We start from the raw sequence: 13156 nt of genomic DNA on the forward strand, positions 1-13156 counted from the left end.
AAATTATGAAAAGAATACTATTACTTCTTATGGGTTTAGCAGTCAACATTTTGACTGCTCAAGCCCCTAATTGGTCCCTAAACGAAAGTGATTTCGAATATTCTATGACTCGTGTAGCATTTTTGAATGTAAATGGACAAGAGTTGTCCAATACAAATAATAAGGTTGCAGCTTTCATAAATGGTGAAATCAGAGGCGTTGCCAATTTAGTAACTGTTTCCGGATCTTCAAGAACCTATGCTTATTTAACTGTATTTGCTAATCAAGAAAATCAGACGGTGCAATACAAAATTTATAATTCAACAACAGGGGCCGTTGTCGATGTGCCTAAGACAGACGTATTTAAAATTAATGACCATCGAGGAGATCTGTTTCAAGCCTATAGTATAGCGAATCCAACCTTGAACGATGATGCTGATATTTTGGATTTCGGGTTTGAAGGTGAAGAAGAATTAGAAGTTATTGTAAACGAGTCGGAAGTCACCATAACCTTAGACAGGTCCTTATCCTTGGATGCGTTAATTGTAGATTTTCAACTCAGCGAAGGTGCTCAACTATTTTACGATGGACAAAGAGTTGAACTTGGAGCCACAATAGATTTCAACACTCCTAAAAATTACCAAGTACGTTCTGAAGATGAGTCATTTGTTAAAAACTGGACAGTTGGTACAGAACTGATTTTTAATAGAGATGAAGCAGTCATTACTGCTGATGCTACACAGACTTTTACCTATGATGGGCAGCTTAAAACTGTAACGGCAAGACTGAATCATAGTGAAACCACTTTGAACTATTCACCTCAGCAAGGCTATACCGACGCCGGGACTTATCCTATTACAGTAAGTGCTAGTCAAACGGACAATTATCTTGCAGCTTCTAAAAGTGTAAACCTGGTTATTGATAAAGCCGACATCACGGGAGTTACTTTTGAAGGTAGTAGCTTTACTTATGATGGGACTGCGAAAACTATCCAGGTAAACGGTCTCCCGGAAGGTGCCACTGTGAGCTATGTCAATAACAATAAGACCAGCGCAGGAATCTACGAAGTTATCGCCACTGTAAGAAAAGATAACTTTAATGATTTGGAATTATCTGCCGAACTCTTGATCAATAAAGCTGAAGCTACATTAACTGCAGATGCAATTCAGACTTTCACCTATGATGGAAACCTTAAAAATGTAACAGCGAGTCTAAATCATACTGAAACTATTTTGAGCTTTGCGCCACAGCAGGGATTTACCAACGCGGGAATTTATACAATAACTGTGGTTTCAGCGGAAACCAAAAATTATGAACCCGTAAGCAAAAGTGTGCAGCTAGTGATTAATAAATCCCCTCAAGCCATTACTTTTGAAGGTGGTAGCTTTACTTATGATGGAAATCCAAAAACTATCGAAGTAAGCAATCTTCCTGAAGGAGCTACTGTAAGTTATGTCAATAACGGCAAAATCAATGCTGGAAGCTATTTAGTCTCTGCCACTGTTAGCCAAGACAACTTTAATGATCTAGAAATATCTGCTGGACTAATTATCAATAAAGCGGTTGCCACAATCACAGCAGACGCTACACAGACCTTTACCTATGACGGAGAAGTCAAAAATGTGACCGCAAGTCTGAATCATAGTGAAACTGAACTGACTTATTCTCCACAACAAGGATATATAAACGTAGATTCCTACCCTGTCACTGTCATTGCAGCTGAATCGGTAAACTACCTATCAACTTCCAAAAGCGTGAGACTCGTCATTGAACCCGCAGCACAGGAAGGACTTGTATTCAATGATAAAAGCTTTACCTATGATACTACTATTAAATCACTGGAAGTAACAGGGCAAGCAGATGGTTCCACTGTGGTTTATGAAAATAACAATCAAACAGATGTAGGAAGCTATGTGGTAATAGCAACGATAACCCATCCTAACTTTACAGATATAGTTTTGGAAGCCATGCTAAGCATTGCTAAAGCACCTCAAACTATAACATTCGGTGCTTTAGCAATACGTAATTCAGAAACCGATCCAGATTTTCAATTGGATGCCATAGCTTCATCGGGCCTTGAAATCACTTATTCGTTCAGCTATACCTCTGCACAACCAGCAGCGACAGTTTCTCCTTCTGGTTTTGTAGAACTACAGACTTCGGGACAAATTCAAATCACCGCTTTACAAGCTGGAAATAGCAATTACCTGGAAGCAACAGCTATTGAGCGCACCTTGAATGTTAATAGTTCTAATGCAGCAGCATTGAGCATTACCATCGACGGGCAGATTTTCAATAATCCTGGAGAACAGGTCTATTATTTGATCGATTGCGATAAGACAGTTTCTTCAGTCGATGTATCCATCCAAACTGAACCTAATACTCAGATAAATACTGGAAACAGCCTTACCATTGCTTCTCCAGATCAAGGAATTTACCGTCAGGAAGTTGTGGTAACTTCTCAAGATGGGATTCAAACCAGAACTTATATGGTAATAGTAGAAAAGGCTTTTGATTTTAACGCGATCATCGTTCAAAAATATAATAATACACTTGTGGTCAATAACAACCCGAGCACGAACGGTGGCTATATCTTTGTAGCCTATGAATGGTTTAAAAACGGGAATAGTGTGGGAAAAAAGCAGGCTTATTCCGAAGGAAATCGAGCGACCGATCTTCTCGATCCTAATGCCAGCTACATGGTAAAAATGACAACAGAGGATGGGGATATTCTTCAAACTTGTGAAACCAGAATTCAATTAAAAAGCAGTTTCTCCATGGTAATTGCAGAAAATCCAATAGCACAGGGGGCCAAATTAAATGTGATGGCAGATTATCCATCTAGCGAACTCAAAGGAGCGGTTTACCAAATTTACTCTGCAGATGGAAGACTTTTAAAAAGCCAACCTGTTAATGGTTATCATACTAGTATAGATATTTCTGGCCACCTATCTACAGGAATGTACAGGCTTATATTGGTAACTCCACAACGCAGAGTAGCTAAAAACTTTATCAAAAACTAAGAACCATCTATAATGACTATACTATATAAAATATTAAAACAACTGGCTTCAAGGAAAAAGCAATGGAATATAGTAACCCTATTTCCAGGAAGCCTTATTGCTATTTTGATCTTAACGAATCCGACGTGCAAGGCTCAAACAGATCTAAGCTTTTCAGTAGGTCTTCAAATGAATTTTGCGGAGATAGAACTAGAGACTTCAGAATTTGAAAGCTCTTTCAAAGACGGAGCTGGTATTATAGTAGGTATCTCAAAAGGATTAAATGAAACCTGGAGCCTTCACTCTGGGGTAGGTTTCAACTATTTTGAGGCCGGTAATAGTATCAACACGTACTCCAGCGCTGAGGATGCTATTGACATGGATAGAGAAGCTTTTGAATTTCGCTATTCTGCTTCCAATTATTCTGAAACGCAAAAGTTGACTGCTGTAAGTATCCCTATAGCGATACAATACGAATCTTTCGGAGAAGTGCGTTTTTATTCAAAAATAGGTGCGGAAGCCAACGTTTTTATTAATGAAAAATCCGATGCTAGAGCTTCAAGTTTAACCACTTCAGGTTTTTTTCCCAGATTTAATGCGGTACTAGACGGTCCTGAATTTGCAGGATTTGGAACCTATGCTAATCAGAAATTCAATGAGAAAGATTTGAATATAAAAAGCAGTTTCAATGCCTTTCTTGAGTTGGGTGTAAAACAAATTTACCCGTCTGGAAACGCTTTATACGTAGGTGGATTTTTCAAATATGGATTGAATGATATTTCAAATGGAGAAGAATCTAATGGACTAATAAGCTACAATTCAGAAAACCCTGTAGACTTCCGCTCTACTTCTGTATTGAATGCACTAAAAAATCCACAAGACGGATCTGAGAGGATTTCTACTAAAGCTAATTTTCACTTTTTTGGTATAACATTGAGATATGAATTTGATCTTCAATTCTTAAAACCTACCGTAAAAGAAAGTAAAGATTAAAAATTTATTTCTAAAAGAGTTTAAGTATAGAAACTTTCTCTTATGATTATGGTATTCATTTAATTTCTAGTTAGACTTTATCTAATTATATAATCTAATTAATTTTTAAGACCTTTCAATAAACTGAAAGGTCTTAATTTTTTATATAAAGCATTAGCAACAGCATGAGGTTAACTAAGTCCAGAACGATACCAAACAAGAAATCCAATGCTTTCACATTGGATTTTTAATTGATTATGTACTATATACTAGACCTCAGCTTTGTCTTTTGTATATTCCGTTGGTAGCTGCATCGTACATAAAGCTTTTTTGTCTTTATGGATTTCTTCATTGATGACTTCTCCGAAATAAACGGTGTGATCTCCTACATTTTGACTTCCAACGACTTTACAAGTTAGGTATCCAAGCGTATCTTCTATAATAACCTGATCGTTTTGTTTTGTGAAAGGGACTCCATTTATTTTACCATCTTCAATGGTAGATTTAATTCCAAATTTCTTCACATACTCTTTGTGATCTTCAGAAAGTAAATGGATCGTAAAATGCTCGCTGTAGTTAATAGTTTCGTTTAGATCGCTTTTTTGACCGACAGAAACAGAAACGACCTCTGGTGAAAAAGAAACTTGTGAAACCCAATTTACAGTTCCTGCCGCTATGTAATCCTTATCTCGTGTTTCTAAATTCTCAGATTTTTTTAGGGCTGTAAGAATGTAGTATCCGTAAGTAAATTTATGTGTTAGTTTGCTCATAATTTGTTTGAATTTAATTTAGTAAAATATAATTCCGTAAGATGTTTTATGTCAACTAATAGAGTTTCCAATTAAAAAACTCAATATAATTCAACATCTACAATTTTAAAATTAAAGGAAATAAGAGAGTATCGCTGTTAAAGAAATGGCAAGATTATAAGTGGGCAGTTAATAAAATCGATTGAAGCCGTAAGGATAAAATTTGGCAGTATGCCCCTATTACAACTAATGATTAAGTTAATAACCTTATCATGCAATCACTTTTTTCAAAAATTAAAGGTCTTTATTAATTCACTAGTTAAAGTCTTAAATTTGATTTATGAATACAATTGAACTTTTCCTCTTAGCAATTGTAATCGCGTCCAACACTCTATCTTTTTCGTTTGGGCTAGGTGCATTGGACACTAAAAAATACCACTTGAGGATTGTTATCATTTTTGTTCTTATAGAATTTACTGTTCCTCTCGTAGGTTTATATATCGGTCAATTTGTAAGTTCATTTATAGAAAGCTATTCCAAAATAATTGGAGGTTTGATTTTGGCAGGTTTTGGAATTTATACTATCATTTCTGCTTACAGAACTAAAAAACAAAGGCAAGACTCTTTGGAGTTTATCACTTCCATCAGAGGTTTACTGCTCGTGGCACTAGGACTGAGCCCGGATAAGCTTCTCGTTGGATTCAGTCTTGGTCTCGCCGGGGTTTCTCCATTAAAACTAGCGTCTATTATCGCCTTCTTTTCTGGTTTATTTTCGTTTATTGGACTGAAGACTGGAAAGTATGTGAAAGAAAAATTTGGCGAATACGTTCAGGTCTTCGCCGGCAGTGTTTTAATTGTTTTGGCTGTCATTAATTTTCTAGGCATGCCTTTTTAATCTTTTCAAAAAGATGACCTATTTATACATGTTGAATTAAATGAAAGGGATTGAAATTTTAAGTTGCAATCCCTTTTAAAGGGTGAAGAATTTTAGTAACAATTACTTACTCAGATGGAACATCGATATGCTGGCCTAAAAACAGTGCATTTAGAAACAGGCGATTGGTCCCATACCAGGACCCTCTGAAATTTGGGTTATCAGCAAACAGAACCACTCTCCCCTTCCCTACTTTGCTGACGATTAAAGAGGCAGAAGGTTTTAGAAATTCATTTAAATTTTTATCAGTGATAAATCCATCGATATGTGGGTCGGCAGTATATTTTGCAACGGTAGCATAAGGATTTTCGCTTGGTGCAATCCAAACGCTGCTATTCCTATAGACAGGTAATTTTTCCCGCTGGTAACCAAAAGCTAAAGGATGCGTCAAATCCAAATCAACTTCAAAAATCGCACCTCCGACGGATTGTTTTCCTATATTTTCTGAGGCCTCAACATAGGGCTTTCTTTCAATTTGCTTAGCTTTATCTATTTGCTCGTCGCTTTCTTTATCTTTCTCTTTCTCTATCAGCTTTTCTTTTACGATCTTATTTTTGATGGCCCATTCGGAAGCATTTCTTATGGTAATCAATGTATTGCCAGAACTCACCCAGTTTTTAATTTTTTCATGATCGGTAGAGTCAAGTTGTTTGTAACTCCCGGAGACCATGACCATTGTATTGTAACGTTCCCAGTTGATGTTTTCAAAATTTCGCATAGGAATTTTACTGATGGGCATATCCACACGTGTGTCCAAAAGATGCCACACCTCTCCGGCTTCGTAGGAAGATACACCATCTTCTATTAGCATAAATGCTTCAGGTTTATCTAAGGTATTGATATACCGGCTTCCTAAATCTACACCTGATTTACTATATCCCGTAGTTGCAGAAGAGACTTCAACAGAATACTCATTTGCAGCATCTTTTACCAGACTGTACAAAGAATCGCCACTTATATGTTGCTGGCTCACAGGTATTACAAGTGTGCCGTAACCGAAGTCTTTTTGCTTTCCTTCAACCGGTAATGAAAAAGGCTTGAAGGCAGAAAGCACATTTGCTCCAGCATTTTGCAATCTCCACAAAAGAGCTGGCGAATTGTAATCATAACAGTCCACAAGGTAGACATAGTTCGATTTTTTAACTTCAATGTCTTTGAGTTTTAAATCTTCGCGCGTTACTTCTTTCCCTTTTTTAGCTCCTTTTTTTAGTGGAGCATATTCCAAATTGTAAAAATTGACCAGCGACCAGGCTGAAGCATCATAAAAGACACTATCGGTGTATTCTTGATAAGTTTCGAACATGGTTTGTACCATACGGTATTGTGGCTGCTTGGCTGGAACATAATAAGCGTTCCCAGGACTAAAGGTCTTGCCTTTAGTTTTTACACTTTCTTCAAGTTCGTAGAGTTTGATACGGTGTAATAGAAGTTTATCTATAAAAGCTTTAGTTCTGTTCTCATCATAATCATCACCAAAAACATAGCCTTCTACATTACTTTTTTCAGCATTGGAAATGGCTGATTTGAAAAATCGTTTTTGATAATCGTAAAGCAAATCCTTGTTTTCTACTGCAGCTTTCACTGTAGCCAAACTAGATGTCAACTGATTTCTAATTGTAAAAGCAAAGGTGATTTTGCCAGTAGGTGTTTCCTGTACATGTCCTCGAGAGCTCGCCTGTTCAAACAAAATGCCCAAGCCACCTTGCAAATCTGGATATGAAGATCCATAACCCGGATAAGTGCCATCGAAAACTTCTTTGGTAAAATAAAAAGAGCCAATATCATCTAAGGCCTCTACATAATACTCAGCGAACTTATCATTTAAAGTTGTGTAATTCTCCACTGGCATGATAGGATCTTTGGAGGCATTGGCTTTCATGGGCTCGAAAAAATAAGTGCTATTGGTTCCCATTTCATGAAAGTCTGTGACCACATTGGGATACCATTCATGATACCAATTGAGCTTCCCTCTGCTTTCTGGGTGAATGCCCAATAGCCAGTCGCGATTGAGGTCAAACCAATAATGGTTGGTTCTTCCTCCTGGCCAGCGCTCGTTATGTTCAGCATCTGCAGGATCGGCGACCAACGGGTCTCCTTTAAACATATTTGCCCATTGAGTGTGGCGGTCTCTCCCGTCTGGATTGATTGTAGGATCGATCATTATGACTGCATCACTACGGTATTTTTGAATATCAGCATGTTCTGAAGCCACCAGAATATAAGCCGACAATAATGCCGCTTCGGAACTGGATGGCTCATTACCATGCACGTTGTAACCCAGATTGATAAAGACTGGTAACTCTGATACATCTGCGTTACTCCCCGGGACTGTCGCCAGAAGGTGTTTCTTCTGAAGTTCAGCCAGATTTTCTAAATGATCTGGATTTGAAATGTTGAGCATAACCAAAGGCCGGTGCTCGTAGCTCTTTCCGTATTGAATGATTTCAGCTCGCTCTGATACTTCTGCTAGCTTTGTGAGATAGGCAATGATCTGGTCGTGACGGGTATGATGGGAACCCACAGGATAGCCAAAAAATGCTTCAGGACTTGGGATATCGGGATCAAAGGGTCCTTTGTCTTGCAGAAAATAATCCTGCGCCTGGAGCTGAAAAGTAGCAAGCAGTAAAAATATAGAAATAACAATTTTCATAATGTATTGTGTTTTAAGGCTTCATGGTAACTAAGATAAGTATATTTTTTTGTGAGTGGGTGGATTGAATATGTAGAAGTTATCTTGCGAAGACTATGAATGTAGGATAATCTTTATGGTTGATTATTTCTTGCGACTAACAGTTAGACTGGATTTGAGAGGTTTTGAGTGAAATTTATTAATTGTACCATCAACAAAACATCTTTTAAATCAATACTTAAGGCTGGTATGGCCGGGTCTTTTACCAGGCTTGGTTTTCAATCAAATTTAGTCAACAAATGTTTCTTTGATCGATCGTTTACAGTTTGTTATTTCAGATTTAGTAAGCTGGTCTAATCTTTTTTTTAAGCGAGTGCACAATTCAAAAATCGCCAGGCTTGGCGGTTTTTTTGTGTTTTGGACCACGGGGGTTGTAAGTGATTGCTAAAGTTTTAGGTGTATTTGTCGAAAACAATAAGTCTTCCTTGTATCAAATTCAGAAAAGATTATTGCTAATTACCAATGTATTAGACTTATATAATATTTTTTTGATTTAAATTGTATCGTTATTTTAACTTATCCTCTATTATGAAAACAGTGGTCTTGAAGCCTTTGAAACACAAAAATGCGGCTTGTATAGCGATTCGATTTGGGTTTGATGCTGAGTTGAAATCGGCTTTGAGCCGTCTTCCTGATTGCAAATGGACGCAAACGCACAGGTGTTATTATATTCCTGATGTGGATGCTTCTAAACGGCGGCTAATGCGTCTTTTGAAGCACCAAAACCGGATGGTGGACTACTCGGCTATGCAGAAGGCTAAGCTTGAAAGCTGCGTTGAACCTTTTTTGAATCCTGACCATATTGCTACGCTTGAGGCTTACAGGGAATACCTGAGGGGGCAACGCAAAAGTGTTTCTACGGTGAATTCTTATTCTAGTTTTATAGAATTGTTTTTGAAATTTAATAATTCAAAAGCTTTGACTGATTTATCCAACAGATCGGTTGAGTTGTTTGCTGAAGGGGTTTTGGCTAAGCGTGCGTACAGCATAAGCTCACATAGGCAGGCTATGAATGCGCTTAAACATTTCTTTAGGCTAAATGCTTTGTTGGACGTGGAGGTTGACAAAATTACAGTCCCTAAAAAAGACCGGAAATTGCCTAATGTCCTTTCTACGGAAGAGGTGATTTCTATCTTGCAGGCCACTCGCAACCTGAAACATCGTGCTATTCTGGGATTGATTTATTCCTCGGGACTGCGTATTGGTGAGCTTTTGAAATTGAAACTGGCGGATGTGGACTTAGAAAGGCAGTCGATCTACGTCAAATCTGGCAAGGGCAGAAAGGATAGGCATACTACCTTGGGGCAAAGTATACAGCCTTTGTTGGTAAATTATGTGCGCACTTATAAGCCAGAGCAGTTTTTATTTGAGGGTGAAAAAGGCATGGCTTATTCTGCATCCTCGGTGAGGGCATTTTTAAAGCGAAGTTGCCGGTTGGCAAACATTAGAAAAAAGGTAACGCCTCATACATTGAGGCATAGTTTTGCAACGCATCTGCTGGAGAATGGTGTAGACATACGTTATATACAGGAGTTGCTGGGACATTCCCGTCCTGAGACGACTATGATCTATACGCATGTGACGGAGAGGACTATAAGTGCCATACAAAATCCGTTGGATGTCGCTGTAATCAAACATAAACAATTGACAAAGGCTAAGCATTTTGCAGGGTCGACGCGTAAGTCCTTGGAATAAGTGGTTTTTTTTTAAGTGAATATACTTAAATTTATTACATCGCATTTAAGACATTTATTGAATCTTATACTATTTTAAAAAGAGTACTCTTTTCTCCTTAAAGTAGTAGTCTTTTTGTTTTAAAAGACTAGTCTTTTCTCAGTTTTCCTCAAGAGGAAATATGAAAATCTTCAAGTGTAAATTTTATTTCCTCAAGTGAAACATAAACTTTACTCAAGTCAAAATTCTGAATCCACTTGAGTTTGATTTTAATACACTTTCAATACTTAAGCCATACTTGAGCTATACTAAAGCATAACTATAAATTTCTCAATATTTTCTAACTATTGCCCTTAAAAAACATAGGTGTTGACCGGCTTGAGAAGTTGGGTTTTGAAAAATAAGATTTTATTTTTTTGCCAAGTGTATAAGGTTTGCGTACATTTATACTAAGAGGATAAAAACATGCGTTTATCCCGTAACTGTTTCAGATAAACGTGTATTTTTATAAACATATAACCAGTTGGCATTCATTGCTCACTCAAACTCGAAAAAAAAATGAATTATAGAATCGAAAAAAATAGAAAAAAGAATAATAAAATAAAAATAGAAAATCGGGCTAAAATTTAGTTGAAGTTAAAATCTGGGAATTAGCCGAAAAGCCAGCAGAATTTTGAAGTAGGCAATAAATTAAATTATATTAAAATGAGAAGTAAGATTACAAGTTTATTATTAACATTAACAGTTTTATTGTTATCGAGTTGTGCAAGTATTGTGAGTAAAAGTAGTTATCCAATTTCAATTAATAGTAATCCTTCTGAAGCCAAAATTTCTATTACAGATAAAAAAGGTGTCGAAGTTTATAGCGGAAATACACCTGCGACTTTAAAACTAAAAGCAGGTTCAGGTTTTTTTGGAAAAGCACAATATCAAGTTAAGTTTGAAAAAAACGGATATGATTCAAAAATTGTTCCTGTTCATTTTAAATTAGATGGTTGGTATTTTGGAAACATCTTGCTTGGCGGAGTAATTGGAATGTTAATTGTTGACCCAGCAACTGGAGCAATGTATAAATTAGATACAGAGTTTCTTAATGAAACACTATCCAAATCAACTGCAAGTGTTGGAAGAAATGGACTTAATGTTTACGAATTAAGCGAAATACCAACTGAATGGGCAATTAATTTAGTCGAGTTAAAAAATTAAAGAATAATAAAAGAATAGCAATTATGAAAATTAATATAATTGCTATTCTTTATATTTATTTCAAGAATAAACAAAATACTTTACTTTTTTAAGATTTACAGAATCATAAACTGAATTAAAATTAAAAAACGGAATTAAGTGTAATAATTACAAGTCTGAATAAAAACAACGAAATGCCAACACCGTGTATAATTAATTGCTTGGTTCTCGATTACTTACGAAAATCCTCGCGGATTTTCTTGGTTCGTGTTTATTTACTAAATTTACTGCTCAATCGTCGCAACTAATCATACACAAACACGTTGTGGCACATTTAAGAAAAACCTATGAAAACATTAATATTTCTCATTTATTTACCAATTTTAATCGGATTTAGTACGTCTGAAACTGATAATTTCGAGATTGAAAACGGCAAATTAATATGGCAAAAAGTTTACGAAACTGAATTGACAAAGGAGCAGTTAACTGACAAAATTAAAAGTTCAGGTAATTTCAAAAATGTGGAATTGAACGAAAGCGGAATAATTGCGGAAATTAATAATCTCACACTTGATTTCAAAGGATATGGTTCGTCCGAAATGTCAACGCCAATGTATATTGCAAGAAATAGCGTAAATTCTTTTGTTCAAATTGAGTTTAAAGATAGTAAATATCGTGTGTCTATAAAAAATATAAAACTGATACAAAATTATGATGATGCTTTATCAAGTCAAGGCGAAATGACTGATTTAGAAGTTTTCGCACTCAAGAAAAGAAACACAGAATTTAAATCAAGTTTTCTAAAAAAGCCATCTAAAATTATAAACTTTACATTCGAAAATATAACTGAATTTAAAGTTAAGGAAAAAGACAAATGGTAAGAAAAACGTGCCACAACAACGTATATAGCTCATAGCTAATTAGTTGCTTAAACGAAGTTAAGGTATATTTGCAAGTCCGCCAAATTTTTAAATTTGGCTTACTGAGTAAAAAATAATAAGAAAAATTTAAAAATTCGGCTCGTGCTTCATCCGAAACTAATTGTTTAATTTGCACGCTACGAGCCATATACAGAGACGTTACAATGCATTGCTCCTGACTAAAAAACAGATTTTTAACAAAGAATATATCGAAGTTTTGACTAATTTCATTACAATCTTGAAAACTGACTTTTTATGAAAAAAGATGATTTTTATAATACCCGAACAAAAAAGATTACTGGATTAAGTTTAGGACTAATTTTTATAATTTTAGTAATTTTGAAATTCATATTTAACTAATACAAAAAAACTGATTCTTAAAATTAGTAAATAAGAATGATTTCTTCCTCAATTTTGAGAATTTCAATGATTCGAATGGATATAAATTAAAAAGGATTTGATGAAAAAAATTAATCTGATTGTAATTATTAGTTGTTCATTTCTCTTGATTATTGGTTTAATTATTGGCGTTAATTTATTTACAGTCATTTCCTTAATTGGAGTAATTATTTTATTAAGTTATTTAACTTTAAAAAACAAATTATAATAGAAACAGCCAATTACAATTTATAAAAAGTACAATTCAAACTTTTAACTCAGAATCCTAATTAACTGGAATTACTCCGATTTAAAATTCAGAAAATAATTTATACTATTTTGGAGAATATATTACGAAATTTCAGTTGATTTCTCCGTAGCTCCTGCAAATCTGTGGTTCTTACTCGAACGTGTCGCAACGCAATGTAACAACGCATATTCGCAATTGTGGCCGACAAGGTGAAATAATAATTTTAGAAATTAACAAAGTATAAACTAAGCTGACAAATCCGTATATTAAATACCACAACTGACGAATATACGAGACCGTTAGCACACATACGAAACAAACTATGAACAAAACATTCAACTTTTTAATTTTATTATTATTTGTCGCATTTACAGTCAATGCGCAAGAAACAACATTATATGATAGTCAAGGAAATGCGAGAGCA

General features: G+C 35.5%; 8 protein-coding genes. 6 read left to right on the forward strand and 2 right to left on the reverse strand.

Translation table 11 applies throughout. From position 1 onward, the window contains the following. Positions 1 to 5 precede the first annotated feature (5 nt). Both LB449_RS13560 and LB449_RS13565 read left to right on the forward strand, forming a co-directional pair. Positions 6 to 3002 carry an MBG domain-containing protein gene (locus tag LB449_RS13560; RefSeq protein WP_224455660.1) on the forward strand — a complete coding sequence of 999 codons (2997 nt, stop codon included), beginning with the start codon at positions 6 to 8 and terminating at the stop codon, positions 3000 to 3002. A gap of 12 nt (positions 3003 to 3014) precedes the next feature. Further along, on the forward strand, positions 3015 to 3974 hold the full coding sequence (locus tag LB449_RS13565) for a hypothetical protein (protein ID WP_224455661.1): 960 nt from the start codon (positions 3015 to 3017) through the stop codon (positions 3972 to 3974). A gap of 248 nt (positions 3975 to 4222) precedes the next feature. On the opposite strand, the gene LB449_RS13570 is transcribed toward LB449_RS13565, so the two are convergent. Then, positions 4223 to 4723, reverse strand: a complete 501-nt coding sequence (locus tag LB449_RS13570) for a flavin reductase family protein (RefSeq protein WP_224455662.1) — start codon at positions 4721 to 4723, stop codon at positions 4223 to 4225. A 319-nt stretch (positions 4724 to 5042) separates the two neighbouring features. Here LB449_RS13570 and LB449_RS13575 point away from each other — a divergent pair, with 319 nt between their 5' ends. Further along, a complete protein-coding gene (locus tag LB449_RS13575) occupies positions 5043 to 5597 on the forward strand; it encodes a manganese efflux pump MntP (protein WP_224455663.1) in 555 nt (184 codons plus the stop codon). A gap of 106 nt (positions 5598 to 5703) precedes the next feature. Here LB449_RS13575 and LB449_RS13580 read toward each other — a convergent pair whose 3' ends face one another. Further along, positions 5704 to 8286, reverse strand: a complete 2583-nt coding sequence (locus tag LB449_RS13580; RefSeq protein WP_224455664.1) for a M14 metallopeptidase family protein — start codon at positions 8284 to 8286, stop codon at positions 5704 to 5706. 768 nt (positions 8287 to 9054) lie between these two features. On the opposite strand from LB449_RS13580, the gene xerA reads away from it, so the two are divergent. The 3 genes from xerA (at position 9055) to LB449_RS13595 (ending at position 12065) form a co-directional block, all read left to right on the forward strand. Continuing rightward, entirely contained in the window at positions 9055 to 10020 is a 966-nt protein-coding gene (gene xerA / locus LB449_RS13585; protein WP_224455665.1) for a site-specific tyrosine recombinase/integron integrase, read from the forward strand. Positions 10021 to 10704: 684 nt separating this feature from the next. Further along, complete coding sequence (locus tag LB449_RS13590; protein ID WP_224455666.1) at positions 10705 to 11205, forward strand: PEGA domain-containing protein; 501 nt, start codon at positions 10705 to 10707, stop codon at positions 11203 to 11205. Positions 11206 to 11531: 326 nt separating this feature from the next. Beyond that, positions 11532 to 12065, forward strand: coding sequence for a hypothetical protein (locus LB449_RS13595; protein WP_224455667.1), 534 nt, complete (start codon positions 11532 to 11534; stop codon positions 12063 to 12065). Positions 12066 to 13156: the final 1091 nt, after the last annotated feature.

The organism is Psychroflexus lacisalsi (assembly GCF_020164495.1).
GTDB lineage: Bacteria > Bacteroidota > Bacteroidia > Flavobacteriales > Flavobacteriaceae > Psychroflexus > Psychroflexus lacisalsi.

Excerpts from the sequence above, each read along its gene's own strand:
- LB449_RS13560 (WP_224455660.1), top strand. The coding sequence starts at position 6 with ATGAAAAGAATACTATTACTTCTTATGGGTTTAGCAGTCAACATTTTG.
- LB449_RS13565 (WP_224455661.1), top strand. The coding sequence starts at position 3,015 with ATGACTATACTATATAAAATATTAAAACAACTGGCTTCAAGGAAAAAG.
- LB449_RS13570 (WP_224455662.1), bottom strand. The coding sequence starts at position 4,723 with ATGAGCAAACTAACACATAAATTTACTTACGGATACTACATTCTTACA.
- LB449_RS13575 (WP_224455663.1), top strand. The coding sequence starts at position 5,043 with ATGAATACAATTGAACTTTTCCTCTTAGCAATTGTAATCGCGTCCAAC.
- LB449_RS13580 (WP_224455664.1), bottom strand. The coding sequence starts at position 8,286 with ATGAAAATTGTTATTTCTATATTTTTACTGCTTGCTACTTTTCAGCTC.
- xerA (WP_224455665.1), top strand. The coding sequence starts at position 9,055 with ATGGTGGACTACTCGGCTATGCAGAAGGCTAAGCTTGAAAGCTGCGTT.
- LB449_RS13590 (WP_224455666.1), top strand. The coding sequence starts at position 10,705 with ATGAGAAGTAAGATTACAAGTTTATTATTAACATTAACAGTTTTATTG.
- LB449_RS13595 (WP_224455667.1), top strand. The coding sequence starts at position 11,532 with ATGAAAACATTAATATTTCTCATTTATTTACCAATTTTAATCGGATTT.